This window comes from Nitrospira sp., from assembly GCA_024998565.1.
GTDB lineage: Bacteria > Nitrospirota > Nitrospiria > Nitrospirales > Nitrospiraceae > Nitrospira_A.
Genome location: JACOEM010000002.1, coordinates 115,775 through 142,340, shown reverse-complemented (window position 1 = coordinate 142,340; position 26,566 = coordinate 115,775). Strand labels below are relative to the sequence as shown.

Below are 26,566 nucleotides of genomic sequence, written 5' to 3'. Positions count from 1 at the left end.
CGGTCATGTGGGGTGATATCGGATGGATGCGGCGGGCGTGACTCCAGCAGGATGCGGAAAAAGTCCGCCAGCGGCGTTCGCGACACCCGTGAATCGTGAAGCGTATCTCGTCAGGGTCAGAGCGTATGGCTGGTGGCGTATAGCTGAGAGTACGGACGCCCACTCCCGATTTCTGGCCATAGGCGATGCGCTCTCTGCCATACGCTCTTTGCTGCGGACGAGAGACGAACGACGTTTCACGAACAACGGACGAGGGGACGGCCTTTTTGCGCATCCTGCGGGTGATGCTGATACCGACAGGGCGCACGAGTTGATCACACCGTATTGCGCGACAATCGAGTTGTTCCGCAGCCTGCTAGACGGCTCGGCGGGGAAGCTCCCGCATCGACCGCGTGAACCGGGCCAGCTGTTCCCGGAATGAACCAGCCCCCTCATACTCGAACACATAGCGTGTCATATCGAACAGCGGGGCCGGATCCAGGTCCCGGATCATCTCCGGTTTCCATGAGATCTGAAGCCGATTGATCATAGTGATGGGCGTAGGTGTGCCGACCATGCCGAGCGGGACTGTGCCGTAGGTTTGCGAGAAGATCAAAATTTCGCGATCGAACATCGCCGTATTCATGTCTTCGGCAGCGCCGTGTTTCCTGAAATCCTCTTCGAGCCGCTGAAAGGTGGGTGACTGCACCAGCGCTTCCCGAAACGCATAGAATACCTTGACGCCGGCACGTTGCTGATCGTCCATGACATTCACCGCATCGGACACCGTCATGCTGTCCTGCATCTGCGCCTGAGTGAGAATCAGGAGGCGTCTGATTTTGACCTGGCGCCGCGCGGCAGCCTGATTCGCCAACAGATAGTTGGGATACAGGGCTTCCCCCTTCTTCCAAATGTTCCACCGTTCCATCATCGCATCGACGGACTGCTCCGCCGTCTCCATCAGACGGACCGCCTCGGCATTGGCAGCGGCGCCTTCATAGGTAAGGGTTTGCGACTCCAGCTGTTTCAATTCCCTGCCGATTGCCTCGACCTTCTTCGGGAGATACCGGGGACGTTTCGGCACATGCAACATGACATCCACGGCCGTCAGCGCCAGGGTCCAGTATTCTTTCGCCTGTTTCGGGGCCTTGTCCTTTTGCGCGATCAGGAGAAGCTCCACCGGATTTCTGTCGAGCAGCTTCGCGATTTTGATGCAGAGCTCTGGTTTGGGAACCTTGAGCCCGCGCCGCATCAAGTTGGCATCCGGTTGCGCGATGCCAAGCTTTTCGGCCAGCGTATAATCACTGGTCAACGCGTAGCGGTCTTTAATCGCCTCGAAGTACCCGGAAATTTCCGTCATAGAGACTCCGTTGAACATGAATCCTGGGAAGCAACAACCACTCTCATCTCCGCCTCACATCCCTGACCAGGTCTCCACCGAAGCGCCCGTCACCACACCGGCCGGTTCGGCAACACCGGTTCGCCCGCCCGGGCAGGACGGGATGATGCCCTCCTCCAACCACCCGGCCTTGCCCGCAAGTATGTCTTTGGCCAGATGAAACAACCTCCGATCGTCATCCCACAAGGGCGTCGTCAGAGAGAGCAAGGGGGTGGGATGAAATGTTTCTTTGACTCGCAGACAGAAATCTTCAACCAGCGCCCGCGACAAGGCATGCTCCCGGACTTCCGGCTGTGATCCGTACCACAACAAGGCTTCCACGGCAAATAGCTGCAGGCCGGCTGTCACCAGGCTTCTGAGCACCCGTTGATTGCGCGGGAGATTGCGCCGGTCACGGGCGCTGACCCACAGCGCCTTCCGCGCGAGCGCCCGGCTTTGTTGCGACACAAACCGCTCCCACGGAGCCGCATCGGCCCCCGATCGCACACCTCGCCCAAGAAAGGCAATCGGATTGAAGGCTCGCGCGGAGATTCTCGCGAAAAAGGGCACGGCCTGAGCCATGTCCTCGATCCCGCGTTCCAGAAAAGCCCTGCCTTGCGTCACATATTCGCCGAGTCCCTCCCGCGCAATCCACAACGTCAGAATACCGTTACTCCCTTCCCAGATCACATTGATGAGCGCGTCCCGGATCATCCGTTCGATCGGCACCGGCAAGTCCCCATGGAGACGCAACGAATCAGGCGTCTCGAACGCGCGACCGCCGTAGATGCGGAACAGATCCAGCAACGACTCCAACAGCCACTCAGTCGCAAGCACTTTCGCCGCCGCCGACTCCAGCCGTACATCCACCTTGGCGTCGGTCCAGATTCCCGTGATCTTCACGATGGCCTCGAGCGCGAGCACGCGGGACGCCATCACCACAATTTTCGACCCGATATCCGTATGCTCCCCGATCGGGCGGTCGTATTGAATGCGTTGCCGGGCCCGCACACGCGCCAACCGGAGACATTGCTTCAGACTGCCCAGGCAGGCGGCAGGTAGTGTGAGTCGTCCGACCGTGAGGCTTTCCAAAGCGCGCCGCAGGCCTTCGCCCTCTTCTCCCAGCCGGTTGGCCACCGGCACAAAAACATCGCGCAGATGCACCTGCCCATTATAGATGCCTCGAACACCCATGAAGCTGAGGCGCGTGCAGCGGCACCCCGCCGACTGCGTCTCCACCACAAACGCTCCGAATCGCCGCTCTTCCTTGGGGCGATCGACGTCCTGGGGCACCGTGACGATCTGAGCAATGACGACAAGGAGTGAGGCCAGGAACTCATGATCCTCACGAGGCGCGTTCGTCGTGTACAACTTCTCACCCGTGAGCCGATAGCCCACCAGGACGCCGCCTTCATGCACAGGAATCGCGTAGGTTTTGAGATCCCAGATATCACACCCCGCACTCTTTTCCGTCAGCGCAAATCCGGATATGTCTCCTCGTGCCAATCGAGGCAGCAACCGCTGCTGTTGCTCACGATTTCCCACCAGCTTGACCGGTTCCGCCACTCCGATCGAATTGTGGGCCGACAGCAACACGCTGGTCGCCGCGTCATGACTGCCGAGGAGGGTCGCCACTGTGTGATACTCCGACTGCGAAAGCCCCAACCCGCCGTAGCTGCGCGGGATTTTGATCCCGAAGGCGCCGATCGCTCTGAACGCCTCGATTACCTCTTCACCGATCGCGCCTTCTCTATCGATGGCTTCCGGATCTACTTTCTCGATCAGCAGCAGGCGGAGGGTGTCGAGAAATTCCTTCGCGTCCCCGCTCATCGCCGGGATCGATGCAGAGGTAAACAGCGATCTCCGAACGACCCCTTCGAATAGCCCTGCCATAAATCCCGAATAGGCACGCGTATCACGAGCGGCTTCGGCTGCCGCGAGCGACCCCTTGAACATCTTTGCTTCGGTCGTCATACGTACCTCTGCGGCGTGGCTTACTTGGCCTTGCGCCAGGCCGCGCCGATACCGCCGATGCGCGCCGGCCCAACCATGGGCTGACGGGTGTTCGGATCAGCCACCCTCGCGACTTCATCGAGCCGCGCGAGTCGCCGCCCGGCGCGGTCCTCGAACCTGGTCCGCGACATCACCAGACCATGGCGCGCGAACTGCGCGGACAGGTCCCCCCACCGATCCCGTGCCAGCGTCATCACCGCCACATATCCGGCCCGAAGGAGATGGATCCGGTCGTCGTAACTCAGAAAACTCCGTTCGAACAGCAGCGCATCGGCTTCCACCGGCGAAATGGCGAGCACTTCCTTCTCCGGATAGTCCTGCTGGAAGCGCTCCAAGGCTTGCGAGAAACGCGCATCGAAATTGATGCGGGAGGCCTGTTCCCCGATGGACAAAAAGCCCCTGTCCCGCAATCGATTTCCGGGCTTGCCGACGGCCGACTGCGCGTGCCGTGACCGCGCCTTCGGTGCTCGTGCCATCGGATTGATCATGATCATGAAGTCCACATGTTTTTGAACGGCGACCTCGAAGAAGGCCATGCGACCGATGCCGGCATCGATGTAGTCCCGGCCCTGGATCCGGACCGGGCAGAAATAAATCGGCACTGCGGAGGAGGCCGTCACGGCACGTGAGATCGGAACGTCCCGCCAATCCTCGTCGCCGAACAGCACGCCATCGCCTGTTTCCAGATCGATGGCCGGGATGTACAGTTCCTTGGCGAGTCCGGCGAACCGGTCGCTCAACCCTTTGACTTTGAAGATCGCCTCGAGATACTTCGCAAAAGGCTCCAGCGTGTAAATACCGCTCGGCAGCGCATCCTGCGCCTTATCGAGCAAATCGATGAACGTCATCTCTCCATAGTGACGCACATAGAGCTTCAGCAGCGGAACGAGTTGCCGGGTCACCCGCCACACCGTTTTGAGCCCCTCGCCGATGGCAGGAGAAAACACGTTACGATGATCAAAGTAGTAGGGTCTGGTGCCGGACAGGTTCGTGTCCAGAATCTCCTGCGGCCTGACTCCATTGGCCAACAGTGACGCCGCCGCCGCTCCGGCACTCACGCCGACATACAGATCGAGATCGTTCATCGTCACACCGTCCTCGAAGAGATCGTCCAAGGCGGTCAACGCGCCGATTTCGAAGAGGTAGCCGGTGAAGCCACCTCCGCCCAACGCCAGGGCCCGCTTGCTGAAAGACGGTGCCATCGTGGGCTCCACATCGACTCAACGGACAACGGCCATTCATCGATCCATGAAATGCGGCTGCCGCTTCTCCAGAAACGCGGACAGGCCTTCCCGTCTGTCCGCCGTGTCGCACAACTCTCCGAACAGGCGCGCTTCCAAGGCCAGGCCGTCATGAAAATTCAGCTCGACACCCTGGCGGATGGCCCGAAGCGACGCGCGCACCGCCATCTGGCCTTTCGAGGCAATCGTGCGCGCCAGCCCCTGAGCCTGACGGAGGAGATCCTCAGGGGAAACGACCTGCGATACGAGACCAATCGTCTTTGCTTCCTGCGCCGAGATCGGCTCACCGGTCAGGATCAGCTCCATGGCTTTCGACTGACCGATGATCCGGGCAAGTCGCTGCGTGCCGCCGAATCCCGGCATGATCCCCAGATTGATTTCCGGCTGGCCCAATCGGCTCCCTTCCGCGGCAAGCCTGATATGGCAACACATGGCCAATTCCAGTCCTCCCCCCAGACAAATCCCGTTGATGGCAGCGATCACCGGTTTTCCAACCCCTTCGATCCGATCCAAGATGGCCTGGCCCTGCAGAGCCATGGCCTCCCCTTCCTTTGACGAAGCAATCGAGGCCAAGACTCGAATATCTGCCCCGGCAATGAAGAATCGACCCGTGCCGGTCAACACGACCACTGTTACCGCTTCGTCCTTGGCAACTTGATCGAACATTGTGCTCAGCTCGGCAAGGAGTTCAGGTGTCAGGGTGTTAGCGGGAGGATGGTTGATCAACAAAGTGGCCACCGCCCCCTCGACAGTGCAAGAAAGCATCGAACCGGCTGTCGTCGTCATATGAGCCTCACAACATTGAATGGTGGGTATTCCCACATGGATGCGATCGGGAAAGGGACGGGCATACCAATCCTGCCCCGCCGACAAGAGCGTTAATAGGCAAAGAACCCTCGTCCCGCGAGCTGTCCGGTGAAGCCGGCGTCAACCATTCGGCGCAACATCGGCGCCGGCCAGAAGCGTACGCCCAGCGTATCCCGCAATGCTTCCAGTTCGTGCAACACATGGTCGATCCCAAGCTGGTCGGCAACATGCAGCGGTCCTCCCTTCTCGTTGGGAAATCCTGTTCCCGCCACCAACGCCAGATCGATATCTCGCGCCGACGCGACGCCCTCCTGGTACGCAGTCACAGCCTCATTCACCATGGCGAGGAGAGGGCGTAATCTGGTCCATTCCATCCTGGTCTGCCCGCCGCCCTGCCGCACTTGCTGCAGCAGAGTATCGAGGTCCTGATCGCGGCTCCATTCCTCGCCCCCCGAATACTCGTAGAAGCCCCGTCCTGATTTGATTCCCCATCGCCCCGCCTTGACCAAGGCTTCGAGAAGCGGCGCCGGCGCCATCCGGGGTCCGTAGGATCGGTGGAGAATGCGCGCGACCTCGAACGCAATATCCAGCCCGACGGTATCCAGCAGCATGAATGGGCCGACCGGCATGCCGAATGCCACCATGTCCTGATCGATCTCCTTGATGGACACATCGCCGTCTTGGAAGCACCACACGGCTTCATTCAGATAGGGAGAGAGCAGGCGATTGACGAGGAAACCTGCGCATTCCTTCACGATCACCGGCGTCTTGCGGAGACTTTCGGCAAAACCGACGACATCATCGACGGTCTGGGGATCGGTGGCCAGGCCGGGGATGACCTCTACCAGCGGCATCGCATAGGCAGGATTGAAAAAATGAAGTCCGAGCACCTTACCGGGCCTCGTGGTTGAAGCCCCGATGGCTGATATGGACAGCGCGGAGGTGTTACTCGCCAGGATGGCACTTCGCGCACAGACCCGGTCCAGTTCGCGGAACACGCGCTGTTTCAGCGTTATCTCTTCTGAGACCGCCTCGATCACCAGATCGACATCATGGAGAGCCTCGAGGTTCGGCGAGGCCGTCACCAGCAGCATTTTCTCTTCCAGCTGCTCAGGCGTCATCTTGCCTTTGTCCACGCGGGCTTGATATATCGCCCGCACGGATTCGACGCCTCTCCTGGCCAGTGATTCCTGTATATCTGCCAGCAGCACCGGCACGCCGGCATAACTCACCACTTCAGCAATCTGCGCGCCCATGGTACCGGCACCCACCACACCGACTTTATAGATGTACATGGGACGACTCCTGTCGCTCGACACGCACCGGTCACATGCGTTCCAACACCATCGCAGCGCCCTGCCCGCCGCCGACACACAGGGCCACGGCACCGAGTGCAGCGCCACGCCGCTGCATCTCGTACAGGATCGTGATGACCAGCCGGGAACCCGTCATGCCGACCGGATGACCCAGCGCAATCGCCCCGCCGTTCACATTGACGAGCTCCCGCTTGAGTCCCAACACACGTTCCACCGCGAGGTACTGCACGGCAAAAGCCTCGTTCACTTCGATGAGTTCAAGATCGGTGAGGGTGACACCGGCGCGCTTGAGTGCCAACGGGAGCGCTTCGGCGGGACCGATCCCCATACGCGTCGGCTCCACGCCGATGAAGGCATACCCTCTGATGCGGCCGAGCGGGCGACAGCCCAACTCACGCGCACGCGCGGAGGACATGACGATCGCTGCAGCGGCGCCATCGTTGAGGGGGCAACTGTTCCCCGCCGTGACGGTCCCCTGTTCTTTGAAGAGCGGCGGATAGAGCGCGAGTTGCTGCTCCGTCAACCCGACATTCGGCCCCTCGTCTTGCGAGACGACCGCCGGTGCGACATCACGTCCGGCCACCGACTTCGGCACCATCAGAGGCAGAATCTCATCCTTGAGCCGGCCCTCCCGAATGGCTTTGAACGCCCGGCGGTGGCTCTCCACCGCATATCGATCCTGCTCCTCACGACCGATGCCAAACTCCTCAGCCAGGTTCTCGGCCGTCCGACCCATCAATTGGCCGCAAAACGCATCGGTCAATCCCTCCCAGATACTGTCGATCAATTCGGCATTGCGGAGCCGTTTTCCCCACCGCATGTCCCGTGAGACAAACGGGGCGCGGCTCATGCTTTCCACTCCCCCCACAACTTGTGCGTCTGCATCCTCACTTTGAATGTTCTGGTACGCATTGACGAACGGCTGGAGACCGGAGGAGCAGTTGCGCTGCACCGAATAGGCCGGGGTACGCACAGGCAGTCCGGCCATAAGCGCAATCGCACGAGCGACGTTGTAGGCATCACTCGTGTGACCAACGGAGCCCACGATCACTTCGTCGATGAGCCGGGGATCCAGCTTGGCACGCGAGACGGCTTCTCGCACGACCAATTCCCCCATCTTGTGAGGCGGAAGGTCCTTCAGGGCACCGCCGAAGTTACCGATAGGGGTGCGTACGCCGGCGACGATGACGACCTCTCTCATGGTGCCCTCCTCGCAGCCTCACATCGCCTTGCGCGACGACTGCATACCGACCGGGACCGGATCCGCCTCAGCGCGCAAGGCGCGTCGCAACACCTTCCCGATAATGGTGCGTGGCAATTCAGTGCGGAATTCGATAACCACCGGGACCTTGAATCGTGCCAGCGAGCGGCGGCAGTGCTCGATCAGCTCTCTCTCGGTGACGGCACATCCCCCCTTCTGCACGACAAACGCCTTGACCGCTTCTCCGTAATGGTGGTCGGGAGCGCCCACCACCACCGCCTCACGCACGGCGGGATGCTGATAAAGGATGTCTTCAACCTCTCGCGGATAGACAGTCTCTCCCCATGGCTTGATGACATCTTTCTTGCGATCCAGAAAAAAGAAGAATCCATGTTCATCACGCGTGACGATATCTCCGGTGTAGAGCCAGCCGTCGCGCAACACCGCTTGCGTGTCCTCGGTGTTCCTCCAGTAGCCCTGCATCACCTGAGGCCCGCGGACGATCAGTTCCCCCGCTTGTCCCGTAGGGATGTCCCGGATGCCCGTTTCTTCATCCACAATCCGCGCGTCCGTATCGGGAAACGGCAACCCCATCGAGCCTTGCGGATGATCCCCGTGAATCGGGTTGCAATGGGTAGTGGGACCCGCCTCGGTCAGCCCGTATCCTTCTGAAATCTTGACCCCGCTCAACCGCTCGAATCGTTCCTGCACCTCGGTCGGCAGGGGGCTGGCTCCGCAAAGGCAGACCCGTATCGAACGTAAGTCGTACCGTCCTACTTTCGGACAATCTGTGATCATGGCGAACATCACCGGCACGCCCGACACAATGGTGACCCGGTGCTGATGAATCAATTTCACCGCCTCCTCCGCATGGAATCGCGGGAGCAGGACGATCTGAGAACCGGTCGCGACGGCGAGATTCTGGCAAGTACTCAGCCCATAACAATGGAAAAACGGCACCGCGCCCAGGAAAACTTCCTTCCCCTCCTGAAAATCCGAACACCAGAGGCGCCCCTGCATCGCATTGACCACCACGTTACGATGCGAGAGCATGACACCCTTGGGAGTGCCGGTCGTGCCGCCGGTATATTGAATCTGGGCCAGCGCGTCCGGCTCCACCGAGGGTAGAAGCGGGGAATCATCTTCGGCGCGGGGGGATGCCGCGTCGAGCAGTGCAAGAAAATCATAGACCGGGGGAGTCTTCTCGACCGCCACCCAGCGCTTTGCCAACCGGGCCTTAAGCGGATAGAGCAGCCGCTTCACGGTCGGAAGAAAATCTCCGAGGCTGGTGATGATGATCCGTCCGGGCAGACCCGTCTGCTCGCGGACGGCCTGAATGCGGGCATAAAACAGATCCAACGCAACGATGATCTCGCTGCCGGCGTCGGCCAGCTGACTGTGAATTTCACGTTCGACGTACAGAGGATTCATGGGCGCGACAATCGCTCCGGCCTTTAGTACGCCGTAATAGGCGATGACCGCCTGTGGAATATTCGGCAGCATGAGAGCGACCCGATCGCCCCTCTTCACGCCGAGCCGCAGCAACCCATGTGCAAAACGCGTGGTCAGATCGTTCAGTTCACGGAAGGAAAGACGCGCGCCATAAAAGAAGAGAGCGGTCGATTCGGGAAAACATGAGGCGGAGCGACGAAGCAGGTCCGGGACGGTCCATTCCGGATAGGCGGAGGAGAGAGGAACACCCGCATCGTAGCGGCTGATCCACACGCGCTCCATGTGATCCTCCGACCCGCAGCCGGGTCAATGCGATTGTCCGCGCAGTTCACTCGCCAACTGCCGCGCCGGCTGAGGCCGGCTCCGTCGGATACCGGACGCCTTTCGTTCCAGCCCCATCCAAAACCCTTCGAGATAGTCCAGCACCGCGTTCATTCCCAGGCAAAAATCTCTATGCTCTTGTGCGCTCATCGTTGCGCACCCATTCGCCCCCGCTCCTCCGACAGCTTCCACGGCATGCTCCATGGCTTTTTCATGCGCAGATTCGAGTTGGCGGTGGAAGGTGAAATACCTCATGTCCATGCGCGGATACCGAACCTGCTTCAACCGGGTCAACCCTGGAATCAAATGGTCCCACATCGTGATGGCCATGTTCTCAAGACCAAAGGACGCTCCCAACGCCGTCGCGTGGTGCCTGCTGCTATAAAGCCGTTCCATTCCCTGGATATACGCCCTTGTGCTGGGTTTCATGGGTGTGTGCATCGCGTCATGAATGTCGATGCCAATCGACCGGAGGAAATTCCGGTACAGCAATTCGTGGCGATGCTTGACGATGCCGTCGCCGAGTTCCGAGTAGAGGACTTTCGTCAGCTCATCGGCCACGGCCTCATCTTCAGTGTTGACTAATTGAGCGGCAAGGATGCGGGGAAAGAATCGCGCAAAACTATAAAACTCGACGGCAAATTCGTGGAACTCTCTGTCGGTCACCTCACCGGCTTGAAACCGTGTTAGGTAGGTATTATTGATCGCTCCATGCCGGAGCACGTCCGCGCGCACATGTTCGTAAAACGACATCGTGCACCTCCGCGGTCATACCGGGATGTCCCGTCTCGTCCCAACCCAACTGCATGCGAATTTCCTTTCTCATATTCGTCGCCATGGCAAATGATACAAAATCTATATTGAACGATGCAACTATTATGTTATATAGTGTGAGCGTATGTGAATCCTGCTCTTCCCGATCGCGACAATGGCATGAGTCCCTTCCACGTTTTCCGAGGCCGCGTAGGAGGACCCACCATGAAAGAAGCCATCGGTATTGATCACATCACGCTCTGCGTGAAAAATCTCGCCGCCGTCGAATCCCTCTTCACCACCGTACTCGGCTTTCACGTGATTTGGTCCGCTCAGGATGTCGGCAGTGACATGTCGAGCATGGACACCGTGGTCGTTCAACGGGGCGATGCGAAAATCGCGCTCATGCAAGGCCGCAATAAGGCACGTCGGTCCCAGATCTGTGACTTCATCGACAAATACGGCGAAGGGGTTCAGCACATCGCCCTAGAGGTCGATGACATCGAAGCGGTCTGTCGCGAATGGGAATCACATGGAGTCCGATTCTCCGGAGAAACCAAGAATGGCCGGGACGGCTTCGGGCCCCTCAAGCAGCGATTCACCTATCCCCTCTTCCCCGGGTGCGGCCTGTTCCTGGAACTGACCCAACGGCAGCACGGGCTGGAGGAATCCAAGACGTTCGTGCGCGCGACCGTCGAAGCGCTCTATAGAGATATTGAGCGGGATCAAACCAGAGGAATCGAGAAAACAATCATCGACTACGAGACCCTTCCGCTTCCCTTTAAAGACACGCCATCCGAGTCGTTTCAGTCGACGTCGTAAAACATCGAGCCGTCCCTGAGGCATCAGGAGGTTCGTGATGTACTTAGTGAAAAAAGGCGCTCCTCCCAATCAGGCACACGTCGGCGTTCCCGACGGCCTCCATGAGGAAGAGCATGGTCGTCAGGGGTTCAGCGGCCCCTCCTCGCACCTCTACCACCACCATCCACCGACTGCGTGGAGCAGGATCGACGGTCCGCTCCGCCCCCGAGCGTTTACCTGCACCGAGTTGCCGACCGCCGATTACCATTCCGCCGACGGACGCCCAACCCTGGTCTTGCAGAGTCCGGATGCCCGAGTCTCCCTGTCCAGACGTGCGGAAACGATGCCTCACTTCGTGCGCAATGCCGACGGGGACGAAATCGTCTTTGTGCATCGTGGGCGCGGTCGGTGGGAAACGGACTACGGATTCTTGAGTTATGAACCGGGCGACTACCTGGTGATCCCGAAAGGCACAACATATCGAGTCCATGTCGATACGAAGGGAGAGCCGGGGCTGTTTCTCATGGTCGAGACTACGGCGCCTGTCGAAGTGCCGGATCGAGGCCCGCTCGGCCGCCATGCGTTATTTGATCCGGGGGTCCTCACCGCACCGGAACTGGCGCTGCCTCCTGAAGACGCCCATAGTCGACACGAATGGGAAGTGCGCATCAAGCGGGACGGTGACTACACCCGGGTGTATTACCCGTTCTATCCCATGGATGTCGCGGCCTGGAAGGGTGACCTCTGGGTCGCCAAGTTGAATGTCCGGGATTTTCGTCCGGTCATCAGCCCGCGCTATCACCTCCCGCCCAGCGTGCACATGACCTTTCAAGCCGGCGGACTGCTGATATCGACCTTCGCGCCAAGGCCGCTGGAAAGCGACCCGAGCGCACTTCGCGTTCCGTTTTATCATCGCAACATGGACTATGACGAAGTGCTCTTTTATCACCAGGGAGATTTTTTCAGCCGCGCCGGCATTCATCCCGGCATGTTCACGCTGCATCCACAAGGGATTCATCATGGCCCGCACCCGCAGGCCATCGCCGCGAGCAAGACCAAGGAGCAGACGGACGAAGTCGCCGTGATGATCGAATCGCGACGGGCCTTTACGGTGATGCCCGAATGCGACGCCGTTGAACTGAAGGACTATGCGATGAGTTGGAGCCGCCCATGAAACTCGTCAGCTTCCAGGTGCGCACTCCCGTCGGAACCTTCACCAGAATCGGTGCGTTGCACAATGCCTCGATCGTAGACCTCAACATGGCGCAGGCGCGACGACTCACCGATCAGGGCGAAACACAACCGCGCCGCCTCGCCGACGTGCAGGTCCCCGCCACCATGTTGGAGTTTTTGGAAGGCGGCCCCGCTGCGACAGACGCGGCCCGTCGCGCATTCGATTATGCGGTAGGCCATAGTTCCTCCATCGCAGGTCCGGCGGGTGAGACCATCTTTTACGATCCGGCGAGCGTCCGATTGACGGCTCCCCTCCCCAATCCTTCATCCCTGCGTGATTTTATTGCCTTCGAGGAGCACATTGCGGCGACCTCCAAGCGACGGGGACAACCGATCCCGCCTGAATGGTACAAGGCACCCGTGTACTACAAAGGCAACCACCGGACGATCATCGGGCCTGATCATGAGCTCCGGTGGCCGCTCAACACACAGAAACTGGACTACGAACTGGAGTTGGCCTGCATCATCGGACGCAAAGGAATCGATATTGCCGAGCGGGATGCCGTCAACTACATCGCGGGCTATACGATCATGAACGACTTCAGCGCGCGAGACATTCAATTCCAGGAAATGGCTTGCCGCCTCGGACCGGCAAAAGGGAAAGATTTCGCCACCGCCATCGGTCCCTGCATCGTCACCCCCGATGACATTCAGGATCTCGCTGCTCTGCGGATGATCGCCCGGATCAATGGCGAAGTCTGGTCTGAGGGACGCTTCGGTTCAATCCATTGGTCGTTTTCACAAATGATCGAGCATGTGTCGCGAGGTGAGTTCCTGTATCCCGGCGATCTGTTCGGCTCCGGGACAGTCGGCGGCGGCTGCGGCCTGGAGCTTGATCGGTATCTGAAACCCGGCGATGTCGTCGAACTGGAGATTCAGCCGATTGGCATTCTGAGAACGACTATTGCCGCACAGAACTAGAGGAGTACGGGTCATGGTGCCGTCAATCGACAAGTCACCGCAAGCTACCACCCTGGAGTTGATGGAGCGACAGAAGAAGCTCTATGAGGGGTCGGAGATCGACATGAGGCTGGAACATCTCATTCGCGACACCCCCCATCCCACCCTGTCGTCCTGGGATATTCAGCGAATGCTGCGCGACTCGCGAGCGGTGTATTTCGATAGCCATGTGGAAGTGGTCTCCGGCCACCACACGGATGTCTATCTGCGCTTTGAATCCATCGCGCGATTCCCAGATCTCGTGACCATGATCGCATCCAACATGGCGGAGTGGATCATGCAGACGTTTCGACACCATCCGCCGGCAGGAATTCTCACCACCTCATCCGACGCGCGTTTTTTGGCTGAGCGAACCAGCGACATCCTGGCTCCACAGATGCCGCTCCGCGTCGTCCTGACCCCGTTCAATCACGAGACGGGCAAGATCGGCACCGACATCATCCAAGGCACAGTCGAAACGGGAGAACGCTTTCTCTCCCTAAACGACGTGACCACTCGCGGCCTGTGCGTCAGCAAGTTGGGGAAGGTCGTGACGGATCGCGGAGGGCAACTTACCGGCATGATGGTTTTTGCCAGGCGAGACAGCGGGCAGTTCCCCTTGATGGACGAACTCACGGCACGGTTTCCCTTTTACTTCAGCGTGGACCTGGACATGCCGCAGTGGGACGCGTCCGATTGTCACTCGTGCAAGGAGCACACACCCCTGTTGTCATGGCGGGATCTTCCGGCACTCTGAGTACCTGGCCACCTCACTCTGGAGGTCATCATGGACGTGGCGGTCATTGCCAATGAAATCAAACGCGGCGACCTCCTCGATATGTACCACTACCTCCGGTTGACGAGAAGCCTGGAAGACCGGATCAGCGCGCTCTACCGGCAGGGCCGCATCGTCGGCGGCGTCTATACGAGTCATGGAATGGAGGCGATCGCCGTCGGGTATGCCTCGGCGCTGAGGCCGGATGACGTCATTGCGCCGTTTCATCGCGATATGGGCGCGTTTCTCATTCGCGGCTTCTCCCCCGGAGAAATCATCGCCCAGTACCTCGGCAAGCAGGGTGGCCCGACCAAAGGAAAAGACGGCAATGTGCATATGGGCGATTTGAAACGCGGGATGATCGGATTCGTCAGCCATCTGGCCGACAACATGCCGGTCGCCGCAGGCGCGGCGCTGGCCTTCAAGATCAGAGGAGAGTCCCGCGTGGCCTTTGCCGGAACCGGCGACGGAGGAACGAGTCGAGGCGACTTTCATGAAGCCATGAACTTTGCGGCGGTGCGGCGGCTGCCGGTCGTGTTCTTCTGCACCAACAATCAATATGCCTATTCCACGCCGGTGCGGTATCAAATGGCGATTACCGATGTGGTCGAGCGGGCGAAAGCCTACGGGATGCCGGGCGAGATTGTGGACGGCAATGATGTCGCAGCCGTCTACCTCGCATCCCAGCGAGCCATCGCCAAGGCCCGGGCCGGCGAAGGCCCGACCTTTCTCGAATTTAAAACCATGCGGATGCATGGCCATTCCGAACATGACGCAGCCAAGTACGTCCCACGCGAATTGCTGGAGGAATGGAAAACCAAAGATCCCATCTTGAGAGCCGAACGCCTCGTGACACAGTTAGGGTACGGCGATGCGTCGTATTTTCATGAGGTGGGAGAACGAGCCAAGAAAGAAGTCGACGCAGGGACGGAGTTCGCCGAACAGAGCCCCCTGCCGGAAGGGCGGGAGACGCTGGTGGGAGTGTTCGCCACGGAAGACGAGGTGCACCCATGACGACCGCGACGCTCACGCAGGAAGTCACTTACGTAGACGCAATTTCCCAGGCCCTGGATGAAGAGATGAGCCGGGACGAGCGCGTCTTTCTGTTGGGCGAAGACATCGGCACCTACGGCGGGGCGTTTAAGGTCACGGAAGGGTTCCTCAAAAAATATGGCGAATGGCGCGTGCTGGACACGCCGATTTCCGAATCCGGCATTGTGGGCGCGGCCATCGGTGCGGCCATGATGGGATTGCGACCGGTGGTCGAGATGCAGTTTGCGGACTTCATTTCCTGCGCGTTCGACCAGATCACCGAAGTGGCGGCCAAGAATCATTATCGCTGGGGCGCGGCGGTTCCGTTGGTCATCCGGGCACCGTTCGGCGGAGGCGTTCACGGCGGTCCCTTTCACTCCGAATGTCCCGAGGGCTGGTTCTTCCATTCTCCCGGACTCAAGATCGTCGCTCCTTCAACACCCTATGATGCAAAGGGACTGTTGAAGGCGGCAATTCGCGATCCCAACCCGGTTCTCTACTTTGAACACAAGTTCCTCTATCGCCGGATCAAAGCTGCCTTGCCTCAGGAGGATTACATCGTTCCCCTCGGAAAAGCCGAGGTGAAACGAACCGGCCGTGACGTCTCGCTCATCACGTACGGAGCGATGGTCCATCTGGCCCTGGAAGCGGCGGAACTGTTGGGCAAAGAAGGCATCGATCTTGAGGTAGTGGACCTTCGCACCTTGATCCCGCTCGACAAGGAGACGATCTACGAATCGGTGCGCAAGACCAGCAAGGTCATCCTTCTGCACGAGGACAACAAAACCGGCGGGATCGGGGCCGAAATTTCCGCATTGCTGGCGGAAGACTGCTTCGACTCTCTGGATGGGCCGATTCTCCGCATCGCCCCGCCGGACACGCCGGTACCGTTCAGCACGCCGCTGGAAGAATTCTTTCTGCCCAAAGTGAGCGACATCGTCGCGGGAGCGAAGAAGTTGGCGGCCTATTGAACTGAGAACGAAGCAGCGAACCGCTCTGGAGGTCGAAGTGGCGACCGACATTGTGATGCCCCAACTCGGTGAAAGCATCGCGGAAGGGACCGTCGTCAAATGGCTGATCCCTCAAGGCGGAGCCGTCGAAAAAGATCAGCCGCTCCTGGAAGTGGAAACCGAGAAGGTCGCTCTGGACATTCCCTCACCCGCGACAGGGTTCCTCACCGAGGTACTCGTGCCTGAAGGAACAACCGTTCCGGTAGGGACAATGCTGGCCAGGCTCGATACTCAGCCGGCATCAGGCGTCGTCAATCGTGTCGGGGGTGTGACGGTCCGGCCGATGGAGGCAGGACCGGGCGAGCGTCACTACTCGCCAGCCGTTCGACAACTGGCGAAAGAACATGGCCTGGATCTCTCCGCAATCACAGGAACCGGCGAGGGCGGAAGAGTCACGAAGCATGACCTGCTGGACGTGATCGGCAAGCGCGAATCCACCGGCAGCGTGCAAGGGACGTTCGCCGCAACGCCATCCCCGCCTCCCGCTTCCACGCTTGAAGAGATCGTGCCCCTGTCTCAAATGCGAAAGACCATCGCCGAGCGCATGGTCCAGAGCCGGCACACGGCGGCCCATGTGGCGACCTTTTTCGAAGCGGACTTCACCGGCATTGCCGGATTCCGCGAGGGCCGCGCGCTCACCTATCTGCCGTTCGTGATCAGCGCCGTCACGCGCGCTATTAGAGAGCACCCGCTTCTGAATTCCTCCTGGCGGGAACAGGGACTCGTGATCAAGCAGGACGTGCATCTCGGCATCGCCGTGGCACTCGACGACGGCCTGTTGGTTCCCGTCATTCGGCATGCCGATCGCAAAGGACTGAACCAGATTGCCCATGAGATAACAGACCTTGCCGAACGAGCCAGGAGCAAGCGGTTAAGACCAGAAGAAGTCCAGGACGGTACCTTCACCATCACCAACCACGGCGGCTTCGGCAGTCTTTTCAGCACCCCCATCATCAATCAACCGCAGACTGCCATCCTCGGAGTAGGGTCGGTGCAGAAGCGCGCGGTCGTCATCAACGATGCCATCGCGATTCGCCCCATGTGTTACCTGAGCCTCTCGTTCGACCATCGGGTGATCGATGGCGCCACCGCCGACCGCTTCATGGCCAGGGTGAAACAGTATCTTGAAGAGAGCGATTGGGAGAAACTGTTGTGAACGCCAGACACCATGCCGTCATCGTGAGCGCAGTCCGAACCCCCATGGGCAGCTTCAACGGAAGCTACAGCTCAGTCCCGGCAACCAAGCTCGGGAGCCTCGCCATCGCCGAAGCCGTCAAACGGCTCCAACTGCCGGGTGATCGGATCGACGAAGTCCTGATGGGATGCGTGCTCAGCGCAGGATTGGGTCAGGCACCAGCCAGACAAGCGGCCATCGGCGCGGGGCTGCCCCATTCCGTCGGTGCGGTGACCGTCAATAAGGTCTGCGGATCCAGCCTGCAGGCCGTGATGATGGCGACAAGGGCCATCGCGCTGGGAGAGGCGAACATCATGGTGTCCGGCGGAATGGAAAACATGACACGAGCCCCGTTCCTGCTGGAGAAAGCCAGACAAGGCTACCGACTGGGGCACGGCGAGCTGACCGACAGTTTAATCAAAGACGGGCTCTGGGACGTCTACAACCAGTTTCACATGGGGAACGCGGGGGAGTTGTGCGCGGCCAAGTATCGATTGTCGAGACAGGAGGTCGACGACTTCGCGCTGGAAAGTTACGGCCGGGCCCGTGACGCAATCGCCCGCGGCGCCTTCAAAAAGGAGATCGTTCCGGTCGAAGTGCCGCAAAAAAAGGGAGCGCCGGTCCTCGTCTCGGACGATGAGGAACCGAATCGGGTGGATCTGACCAAGCTGCGCCAGCTCAAACCGGTGTTTCAGGACGATGGAGTCCTGACGGTGGGCAACTCCCCCTCCTGCAACGATGGAGCAGCCGCATTGGTCATCATGGCTGAAGAAGAAGCCGCCCGCCTTGGCCTCGCACCGATGGCCCGTATCGTCGGGTATGCCGGTGCGGCACTGGCACCGGAATGGTTCACCATTGCGCCGGTCGAAGCGATCCAGCGTCTGTTGAAACAAACAGGACTGTCGGTCAACGACATCGATCTGTTCGAGATCAATGAAGCGTTTTCGGCCGTCTCCCTGGCGATCAATCGTGAACTCGGCCTCGATCCCAAGAAGGTCAACGTCAACGGCGGCGCGGTGGCCCTGGGTCATCCCATCGGCGCCACCGGAGCCAGGATCGTAGCGACGCTGCTGTATGCCATGGAGGCGCGCGATGCCCATCGAGGGCTGGCCGCCCTCTGCATCGGAGGCGGAGAAGCGCTCGCCCTCATGGTGGAGCGGTGAACCAGAGATCGTTATGACGATCGACGACATCACAACCATCGGGGTCGTAGGCGCGGGACAGATGGGGCGCGGCATCGCGCAGGTGCTGGCCACGGCGGGATGGAATGTCCTCCTCATCGACGCAACGGAGCAGGCATTAGAAGAGGCCATCAAGAAAATCTGGCAGGGGGTCACGAAAGCGGTCGAGAAAGGTGCCCTGCGGGGAGATCAGGCCGGGTCGGCCATGGCGATCATTCATCCGATGAAGCACATGCAACGGTTACGTGAGGCACAGGTGGTGATCGAAGCGATACCCGAAGATCCCGTTATGAAACGAGCGCTGTTCGCGCAACTAGGGCAGGTCTGCGAACCATCGACCCTGCTGGCCAGCAATACCTCCTCAATTTCGATCGCGAGTCTGGGCATGGCCTCGGGTCGTCCCGATCGCGTCGTCGGCATCCATTTTATGAATCCCGTCCCGGTCATGCGGCTGGTCGAAGTGGTACGCGCCATCGAAACCTCCGAGCCTACGGTGCAACTGGCCCTGGAACTTGTTCGCCGCGCAGGGAAAACCGCGGTGGTCTGCAAGGATTCCCCCGGCTTCATCGTCAACCGGGTCCTCATTCCCATGATTAACGAGGCCATTTTTGCGCTGGAGGAGGGGGTTGCGACGGCCGAAGCGATCGACCTGGCGATGGTGGAAGGGACCAACCATCCCGTGGGCCCCCTGGCCTTGGCCGACCGCATCGGTCTGGATACGGTGCTCGCCATCTGCGAAGTGCTCCATCAGGACCTGGGTGACCAGAAGTTCCGCCCCTGTCCCCTGCTGCGCAAGTATGTCGAAGCCGGTCGGCTGGGGAGAAAGAGCGGGCATGGATTCTATGTGTATGGAGAGCAGCCGGTGACTGTGAGCTGACGTTTTCGTTCCTTCCCGGAGGGCCGCATCATGAACGAGCGGAAATCTCGCTTCTCCTCCCTCTCTGGATTAGACATCGAACGGGTCTACGGCCCAGACCATCTGAAGGGGTGGAACGTCGAGCAGGACCTCGGCCAACCGGGCTCATTCCCTTACACCCGCGGCATCTACCCGAGCATGTACCGCAGCCGCCTCTGGACCATGCGGCAATTCGCCGGTTTCGGCTCCGCGGACGATACGAATCGGCGCTTTAAGTATCTCCTGGCACAGGGCCAGACCGGCCTCAGTGTCGCCTTCGACCTGCCGACGCTCATGGGCCTTGATGCCGATGATCAGATGGCACGGGGCGAAGTGGGCCACTGCGGCGTGGCCATCTCCTCTCTCGCGGACATGGAACGGCTGTTCGACGGCATCCCGCTCGATCAGGTCACCACCTCGATGACGATCAACGGACCGGCTGCAGTGCTTTTTGCCATGTATCTGGCCGTAGCAGAAAAACGCGGCATCCCGTTCGACCGACTCGGCGGCACGATTCAAAACGATATTCTGAAAGAATATATCGCGCAAAAGGAATGGCTCTTCCCGCCCGAACCGCACATCGCGATCATCGTCGATACAATCGCCTACTGTGCCGCTCATGTCCCCAAGTGGCATCCGATCAGCATCAGCGGGTACCACATCCGGGAGGCAGGCTCGACAGCCGTTCAAGAACTCGCGTTCACACTGTACGACGGACTCACCTACGTGGCTGCGGCCGTGAAGTCCGGCCTCGACGTGGATGCCTTCGCGCCGCAACTCTCCTTCTTCTTCAACGTGCACAATGACTTCTTCGAAGAGATTGCAAAATTCAGAGCCGCCCGGCGCTTGTGGGCGCGTGAAATGGAGCAACGTTACCACCCGAAAAATCCCCGCTCCCTCCAACTTCGCTGTCACGCCCAGACGGCCGGCTGCTCCCTGACCGCCCAACAACCGATGAACAACGTGGTGCGCACCACCCTCCAGGCCCTGGCCGCGGTGCTTGGCGGGACCCAATCGCTCCACACCAACTCAATGGATGAAACCCTGGCGCTCCCCACGGAAGAAGCGGTGACGCTGGCCTTGCGGACACAGCAGGTCATCGCCTCCGAGAGTGAAACCGTCAACTGCGTCGATCCATTGGGCGGCTCCTACTTTGTCGAATCGCTGACGAACCGATTGGAAGAAGGAGCGCGGGACTATTTCCGAACACTGGATCGGATGGGTGGAATGGTGGCGGCAATCGAACAGGGATTTCCGCAGCGGGAAATCCTCGATGCGTCACAACGGTATCAAAGAGAAATTGAACAGCAGGAGCGGCCCCTCGTCGGCGTCACCGATTATGTGGAACAGGAAACACGTTCCATCCCAATCTTGAAGATCGGACCGGAAGTGGAACAGGAACAGGTCGCGCGCCTGTCCGATCTCAGAAAATCGCGTGATCCCTTCAAGATGGCCGGCTCGTTGGAGGAGGTACAGGAAACAGCCGCCTGCCACCAGAACCTCATGCCGGCTCTGATTGAAGCCGTGAAGGCGAAAGCGACGTTGGGAGAGATCTGCGCCGCGTTGAAGGAAGTGTACGGAACTTATCGCGAGCCGGTGGTGTTATGAAACTCGGAGCATTTGACATATACGCAGTGACCGACGGCCGGTTCCGGCTGGATGGTGGCGCCATGTTCGGGGTAGTGCCCAAGGCGCTGTGGCAGAAATGCTGTCCGGCGGATGAGCTGAATCGTATTCCGCTCCACTTAAACTGTCTGTTGATCCAGGCTCACGGCAAGAACGTCCTGGTGGATACGGGTCTCGGCGATAAGGAAGATGCAAAATTTCACTCCCTGTTTGCAGTGGAGCGAACGCCGACCCTGCGCGACTCGCTGCAGCGCCATGGCCTCACCCACAATGACATTCATCTGGTCATCAACACCCATCTGCACTTCGACCATGCCGGAGGCAATACAGTGACGAACGGAAACGGCCTGCTGCGATCAGCCTTTCCCAAAGCCACCTACTATGTGCAACAGGGCGAGTACGACGATGCCGTTTCGGCGAATGAACGGACCAGGGCCAGTTACCGACAGAACAATTTCTCACCGGTCGCGCAACTGAATCAGTGGGAGTTCCTCCGCGGCGATACAGAACTGCTGCCGGGCATCACCACGATGGTCACGGCCGGTCATACGCGCTTCCATCAGAGTGTCAAAGTCGAGTCGGAAGGCCGGATCGCGTGTTTCCTGGGCGATCTGATCCCGACCGTCTCGCATCTGCCCCTTCCCTACATCATGGGGTACGACCTCGACCCCATGCAGACGCTCGACACCAAGCGCGGGGTGCTGGATCGAGCGTTCGCGGAGGACTGGTTGCTGATATTTGAACACGATCCGCTGGTCCAGGCCGGTCATCTCAGGAAGGATACAGAAGGTCGATATGTGCTGGAAGAGGTGAACGTATGGCACTAGCGACGACACCCATCCGAGTGTTGATCGGCAAAGTGGGATTGGACGGACATGACCGGGGGGTCAAGCTCGTCGTCCGGGCGTTGCGCGATGCCGGAGTGGAGATCATTTACACCGGGCTCCATCAGACGCCGGAGCAGATCGTGACCACCGCCATTCAGGAGGACGTGCAGGCCATCGGTCTCAGTATCCATTCCGGCGCCCACAACTCGCTCTTTCCCCGCGTGCTGCAGTTGCTGAAAGAGCAGGGCGCGGGAGACGTCACGCTGTTCGGCGGAGGCATTATCCCCGATGACGACGTCCCGCGACTCAAAGCCGCCGGTGTGCAGATGTTATTTCGCCCGGCCACGCCGATGCATGACATCGTCGATTTCGTGAAGGGACTTCGAGTCGAGCGTTGAGAGGATATCCGAAATGCGCGTCCTGAAGACCACTGTGAATAAGACATCGGAAGACTTTCGTCGTGCCCAGACACAGTACGAAAGCCTGATAGCCGATTTGAAGAAGCACCTGGCCATCGTGCAAGCGGGCGGACCGGCCGATGCAGTGGCGCTCCACAAGAAACGCGGAAAGATGACGGCACGCGAGCGCATTGCCGCCCTGCTCGATCGAGGGTCTCCCTGGATCGAACTCAGCCCCCTCGCCGCCTTTGGCTTGTATGACAACCAGGTCCCGGCCGCAGGACTGATCACTGGCATCGGCTCCGTATCGGGACGATTCTGTGTCATTGCAGCCAACGATGCGACGGTCAAAGGGGGTACCTACTTCCCCATGACCATCAAGAAACATTTGCGGGCGCAAGAGATCGCCTTGGAGAACCGGCTGCCGGCGATTTATCTCGTCGATTCCGGCGGCATCTTTCTGCCCATGCAGGCTGAGGTCTTCGCCGACAAGGACCATTTCGGACGGATCTTCTTCAATCAGGCGCGGATGTCCGCAGCGGGTATCGCCCAGATCGCCGTGGTCATGGGCATGTGCACGGCCGGCGGAGCCTACGTACCGGCCATGTGCGACGAAAACGTGATCGTCCAGGGAACCGGCACGATTTACCTGGCAGGACCGCCGCTGGTCAAAGCCGCAACCGGCGAAGACGTCACCAGCGAAGAACTCGGCGGGGCCGATCTCCACACCCGCCTATCGGGCGTCAGCGATCATCTGGCGCAGGATGACCATGACGCATTGGACATCTGCCGATCGATCGTAGCCACGCTCGGGCGACGGCCTCCGAGGCTTCGTCGAGAACAGATCGATGAGCCCCTGTACTCGGCGGAAGAGCTCTACGGAATCATTCCTGCGAATCCGCGTCAGAAATGGGAGGTCCGGGAGGTGATTGCGCGGCTCGTGGACGGCAGTCGCTTCCATGAATTCAAAGCAGGGTACGGTGCCACGCTGGTCTGTGGTTTCGCCCGTTGGATGGGTCACCTCGTGGGGATCGTGGCCAACAACGGGGTGCTGCTCTCGGAGTCCGCGCTGAAGGGCGCGCATTTTGTCCAGCTCTGCGCGCAACGGCGTATTCCGCTGGTGTTTCTGCAAAACATTACCGGGTTTATGGTCGGAAAAGATTATGAGACGAGAGGCATCATTAAGGACGGCGCCAAGATGGTGCAGGCCGTCGCGACCGCCGAGGTCCCTAAGTTCACGATCCTGATCGGCGCCTCCCACGGAGCCGGCAACTATGCCATGTGCGGGCGTGGCTATGGCCCTCGATTCCTCTTCACCTGGCCCAACGCACGAACCTCGGTGATGGGCGCGCAACAGGCCGCGCAGGTCCTGGTCACCGTCAAGCAACAGCAGCGCGCGCGTGAACAGGGACGGCTGTCGGATGAAGAACAGCGGCGAATCACGGAGGCCACCCGGCAGCAATATGAGCAGGAAGGCAGTCCCTATTTCAGCAGCTCGCGACTCTGGGACGACGGCATTCTGGATCCCGTGGAGACGCGAAAAGTCCTGGGCCTCTGTCTGGATCTGGCCGCGTCCGTTCCGGCCAGAGAAACCCATGTGCCGGTGTTTCGTATGTGAGGTTCGCGGCGGCTGAGGAGGTACGAATGCATCGATATACGACCCTGACGATGGAATCGCACGGCGACATCCGCTGCCTCACACTCGACAGGCCTGAACGACGCAACGCCTTCGACAGCCGGATGATAAGTGAACTGACTCAGGCGTTCGACGAATCGGCTCAGGAGCCGTCCCTGAGAGGAATACTGCTATCCAGCGCCGGACCGGTCTTTTGCGCCGGGGCCGATCTCCAATGGATGCAATCCGCGTCTCCGGTCCCGAATGCTCAGGCAACAGATGACGCCCAGCGCCTTACCCGCATGTATGGCGCCATCGACGAATCTCCCTGCCCGGTCATCGCCCGGGTGCAAGGGCCTGCTTTCGGTGGCGGGCTCGGACTGATGGCGGTCTGCGATATCGTCGTCGCGGCGGAGGATGCAACGTTCTCGCTCAGCGAGGCCAGGCTCGGGTTGATCCCGGCGGTCATCGCGCCCTTTCTCCTGCGCAAGGCGGGTGAATCGTTTGTTCGCCGTTATGCCCTGACCGGCGAAACATTCACCACATCGGTGGCCCATCGCTTCGGCCTCGTGCATGACGTCGTGCCTCAGAGCGATCTGGACGATCGCATCTCGGAAGTCATCGACGCCATCAGGCAGCTGGCTCCCCGCGCAACCAGGGCAACAAAAGGATTGATCCTGAGGATACGCCCGTTGCCAGATCAAGAGCGCGGGGTGACCTGCGCAGAGGCCAACGCCAGCGCCCGTGGTGCTTCCGAGGCGATTGAAGGGCTCCGCGCCTTTACGGAGAAGCGGCCACCACAGTGGGCCAAGGGACTGGAACAGCAGCCCGCACGGGAGAGAGCGAAGGAACACCATGTTGCAAGCCGGCCTACATAACTCCCGGCGAGCCTCCGTCCGGATAACCGAGGTGTCTCCGCGCGACGGTCTGCAACACGAATCGGAGTTCGTGCCGACCCTGCGCAAAATCGCCTTAATCAATGCCCTGTCACGAACCGGCGTGACTGAGATCGAAGCGGGCTCCTTCGTGTCACCCGCGGCCATCCCGCAGCTTGCGGATTCCGATGAGGTCCTCCGCGCCATCGACCGCATCCCGGGTGTCGCCTATTCGGCTCTCGTTCCGAACGAACGCGGCCTCGAACGGGCGCGGGCCGCAGGCGTCGATAAGATCGCCGTCTTCACGGCTGCCTCGAACAGCTTTACCCGCCATAACATCAAAGCGACCGTGCAGGAATCACTCGTGCGCTTCAGACCAGTGGTGGCGGCAGCGAAACGGGACGGGATGGCGGTGAGAGCTTACCTGTCCACGGTCGTGTTTTGTCCCTATGAAGGCCGCATTGCACCCACGCAGGTGCGGGACGTGATGCAACGACTGCTCGACCTCGCGGTCGACGACATCTCGTTGGGCGAAACGGTCGGCAAGGCTGCACCGACGGACATACGGAGATTGCTCGATACGGTGCTGCCGCATGTCGAGCCGGCTCGCCTCTCGCTTCATTTCCATGACACCTATGGCATGGCCGTCGCCAACGCCCTCACGGCCTGGTGGGACTATGGAATCACGGCGTTCGATGCTTCGGCCGGAGGCCTCGGCGGCTGTCCCTACGCCCCAGGTGCATCCGGAAATGTCGCGACGGAAGATCTCGTCTTCGCGCTGAAAGCCTCCGGCGCCAACGTGCCGGTGGATGAGATGCTGGTGGCCGCCTGTGCGCAACAACTCGGTGACGCCCTGCGGCATCCGCTGAACTCGCGGCTTTCGCAACTCCATCATCGTGAAAGGCCACAGCCTGCATGGCGGGAATGACATGAATCACGCGTGCGTCGGTCGAGTATCGAAACGGGAGGATGTCGAGACTATCACCAGACAAGTGCTGGCCGGTGAAGTCCGGGCTGTGGCGCGCGTGATCACCTGGCTTGAGAACCAGGAGCCGGTTGGAGCCGCCGTGTTGAAACGCCTGACGCCACCGGAGAAGCGCGCCATGGTGATCGGCATTACCGGTTATCCCGGCACGGGGAAGAGCACGTTGATCGATCAACTCATCGCCGCCTACCGCCGCCTCGGCAAGACGGTCGGCGTCCTGGCCGTGGATAGCAGCAGCCCTCTCACCGGCGGGGCGGTGCTGGGTGACCGGATCAGGATGCAGCGGCATGCGGACGATGCGGGGGTCTACATACGCAGCATGGCAACCCGCGGTCAGTCCGGTGGGCTCGCGCGGGCGACTCGCGATGCGCTGCAAGTCCTGGAAGCGGCCGCGTATGACGTGATCCTGATCGAAACGGTCGGCGTCGGCCAGAGCGACATCGAGGTCGTCTCGGTGGCCGGAACCGTCATTGCCCTGGTCGCGCCGGGATTGGGCGACGACGTGCAAGCCATGAAGGCAGGGTTACTGGAGGTCGCGGATATCGTGGTCGTCAACAAAGGGGATCGTGAAGGCGCCGATACTGCAGTACGCGATCTACGCGAGTGGTGCCCGCACGTGCTGCGCACCGTGGCCGTCAAGGGGGAGGGCATTCCGGAGCTGATCGCCATGATCGCCGAACAGCAACGGCTCCAGGATCTCGCACACACACCGGGCTGACAGAACGGCCTGTTGTCGAGA

General features: G+C 60.2%; 24 protein-coding genes. 16 read left to right on the top strand and 8 right to left on the bottom strand.

The genetic code is table 11. From position 1 onward, the window contains the following. Positions 1-355 precede the first annotated feature (355 nt). The 8 genes from H8K11_04385 to H8K11_04350 form a co-directional block, all read right to left on the bottom strand. The gene (locus H8K11_04385; protein ID MCS6262973.1) at positions 356-1,339 is read right to left on the bottom strand and encodes a hypothetical protein; all 984 of its coding nucleotides are present in this window, start codon (positions 1,337-1,339) and stop codon (positions 356-358) included. Positions 1,340-1,393: 54 nt separating this feature from the next. Further along, positions 1,394-3,331: an acyl-CoA dehydrogenase family protein gene (locus H8K11_04380; GenBank protein ID MCS6262972.1), complete on the bottom strand. Its 1,938-nt coding sequence runs from the start codon at positions 3,329-3,331 to the stop codon at positions 1,394-1,396. A 20-nt stretch (positions 3,332-3,351) separates the two neighbouring features. Beyond that, the gene (locus H8K11_04375; GenBank protein MCS6262971.1) at positions 3,352-4,572 is read right to left on the bottom strand and encodes a patatin-like phospholipase family protein; all 1,221 of its coding nucleotides are present in this window, start codon (positions 4,570-4,572) and stop codon (positions 3,352-3,354) included. A gap of 36 nt (positions 4,573-4,608) precedes the next feature. Continuing rightward, entirely contained in the window at positions 4,609-5,397 is a 789-nt protein-coding gene (locus H8K11_04370; protein ID MCS6262970.1) for an enoyl-CoA hydratase, read from the bottom strand. Positions 5,398-5,489: 92 nt separating this feature from the next. Then, on the bottom strand, positions 5,490-6,713 hold the full coding sequence (locus H8K11_04365; protein ID MCS6262969.1) for a hypothetical protein: 1,224 nt from the start codon (positions 6,711-6,713) through the stop codon (positions 5,490-5,492). Between the two features lie 31 nt (positions 6,714-6,744). Further along, positions 6,745-7,935 carry a thiolase family protein gene (locus H8K11_04360; protein MCS6262968.1) on the bottom strand — a complete coding sequence of 397 codons (1,191 nt, stop codon included), beginning with the start codon at positions 7,933-7,935 and terminating at the stop codon, positions 6,745-6,747. A gap of 18 nt (positions 7,936-7,953) precedes the next feature. Next, positions 7,954-9,669 (bottom strand): long-chain fatty acid--CoA ligase, encoded by a 1,716-nt coding sequence (locus H8K11_04355; GenBank protein MCS6262967.1) that lies wholly within the window; start codon positions 9,667-9,669, stop codon positions 7,954-7,956. 24 nt (positions 9,670-9,693) lie between these two features. Then, positions 9,694-10,461 carry an iron-containing redox enzyme family protein gene (locus H8K11_04350; protein ID MCS6262966.1) on the bottom strand — a complete coding sequence of 256 codons (768 nt, stop codon included), beginning with the start codon at positions 10,459-10,461 and terminating at the stop codon, positions 9,694-9,696. Positions 10,462-10,686: 225 nt separating this feature from the next. Here H8K11_04350 and H8K11_04345 point away from each other — a divergent pair, with 225 nt between their 5' ends. Genes H8K11_04345 through meaB form a run of 16 tightly spaced genes read left to right on the top strand, consistent with a single transcriptional unit; the run spans position 10,687 to position 26,545 of the window. Further along, entirely contained in the window at positions 10,687-11,283 is a 597-nt protein-coding gene (locus H8K11_04345; GenBank protein MCS6262965.1) for a VOC family protein, read from the top strand. Between the two features lie 37 nt (positions 11,284-11,320). After that, the gene (locus H8K11_04340; protein ID MCS6262964.1) at positions 11,321-12,436 is read left to right on the top strand and encodes a homogentisate 1,2-dioxygenase; all 1,116 of its coding nucleotides are present in this window, start codon (positions 11,321-11,323) and stop codon (positions 12,434-12,436) included. Next, positions 12,433-13,416: a fumarylacetoacetate hydrolase family protein gene (locus H8K11_04335; GenBank protein ID MCS6262963.1), complete on the top strand. Its 984-nt coding sequence runs from the start codon at positions 12,433-12,435 to the stop codon at positions 13,414-13,416. Before H8K11_04340 ends, H8K11_04335 begins: the two co-directional genes overlap by 4 nt. A gap of 13 nt (positions 13,417-13,429) precedes the next feature. Further along, positions 13,430-14,191, top strand: coding sequence for a hypothetical protein (locus H8K11_04330; protein ID MCS6262962.1), 762 nt, complete (start codon positions 13,430-13,432; stop codon positions 14,189-14,191). Between the two features lie 30 nt (positions 14,192-14,221). Next, on the top strand, positions 14,222-15,223 hold the full coding sequence (locus H8K11_04325; protein ID MCS6262961.1) for a thiamine pyrophosphate-dependent dehydrogenase E1 component subunit alpha: 1,002 nt from the start codon (positions 14,222-14,224) through the stop codon (positions 15,221-15,223). Further along, on the top strand, positions 15,220-16,212 hold the full coding sequence (locus H8K11_04320; GenBank protein ID MCS6262960.1) for an alpha-ketoacid dehydrogenase subunit beta: 993 nt from the start codon (positions 15,220-15,222) through the stop codon (positions 16,210-16,212). The genes H8K11_04325 and H8K11_04320 overlap by 4 nt, the downstream gene beginning before the upstream one ends. A gap of 55 nt (positions 16,213-16,267) precedes the next feature. Next, positions 16,268-17,407 carry a 2-oxo acid dehydrogenase subunit E2 gene (locus H8K11_04315; protein MCS6262959.1) on the top strand — a complete coding sequence of 380 codons (1,140 nt, stop codon included), beginning with the start codon at positions 16,268-16,270 and terminating at the stop codon, positions 17,405-17,407. After that, on the top strand, positions 17,404-18,588 hold the full coding sequence (locus H8K11_04310; protein MCS6262958.1) for a thiolase family protein: 1,185 nt from the start codon (positions 17,404-17,406) through the stop codon (positions 18,586-18,588). Before H8K11_04315 ends, H8K11_04310 begins: the two co-directional genes overlap by 4 nt. Before the next feature lie 13 nt (positions 18,589-18,601). Next, positions 18,602-19,483, top strand: coding sequence for an NAD-binding protein (locus H8K11_04305; GenBank protein MCS6262957.1), 882 nt, complete (start codon positions 18,602-18,604; stop codon positions 19,481-19,483). Between the two features lie 30 nt (positions 19,484-19,513). Continuing rightward, a complete protein-coding gene (locus H8K11_04300; protein MCS6262956.1) occupies positions 19,514-21,109 on the top strand; it encodes a methylmalonyl-CoA mutase family protein in 1,596 nt (531 codons plus the stop codon). Beyond that, entirely contained in the window at positions 21,106-21,954 is an 849-nt protein-coding gene (locus tag H8K11_04295) for an MBL fold metallo-hydrolase (GenBank protein MCS6262955.1), read from the top strand. Before H8K11_04300 ends, H8K11_04295 begins: the two co-directional genes overlap by 4 nt. Continuing rightward, positions 21,945-22,352: a cobalamin B12-binding domain-containing protein gene (locus H8K11_04290; GenBank protein ID MCS6262954.1), complete on the top strand. Its 408-nt coding sequence runs from the start codon at positions 21,945-21,947 to the stop codon at positions 22,350-22,352. The genes H8K11_04295 and H8K11_04290 overlap by 10 nt, the downstream gene beginning before the upstream one ends. Positions 22,353-22,365: 13 nt before the next feature. Continuing rightward, positions 22,366-23,970, top strand: a complete 1,605-nt coding sequence (locus H8K11_04285) for a methylcrotonoyl-CoA carboxylase (protein ID MCS6262953.1) — start codon at positions 22,366-22,368, stop codon at positions 23,968-23,970. 26 nt (positions 23,971-23,996) lie between these two features. Next, on the top strand, positions 23,997-24,845 hold the full coding sequence (locus H8K11_04280; protein MCS6262952.1) for an enoyl-CoA hydratase/isomerase family protein: 849 nt from the start codon (positions 23,997-23,999) through the stop codon (positions 24,843-24,845). Then, entirely contained in the window at positions 24,823-25,770 is a 948-nt protein-coding gene (locus H8K11_04275) for a hydroxymethylglutaryl-CoA lyase (GenBank protein MCS6262951.1), read from the top strand. The genes H8K11_04280 and H8K11_04275 overlap by 23 nt, the downstream gene beginning before the upstream one ends. 1 nt (position 25,771) lies before the next feature. Continuing rightward, positions 25,772-26,545 (top strand): methylmalonyl Co-A mutase-associated GTPase MeaB, encoded by a 774-nt coding sequence (gene meaB / locus H8K11_04270; protein MCS6262950.1) that lies wholly within the window; start codon positions 25,772-25,774, stop codon positions 26,543-26,545. The last annotated feature ends 21 nt before the right edge of the window (positions 26,546-26,566 follow it).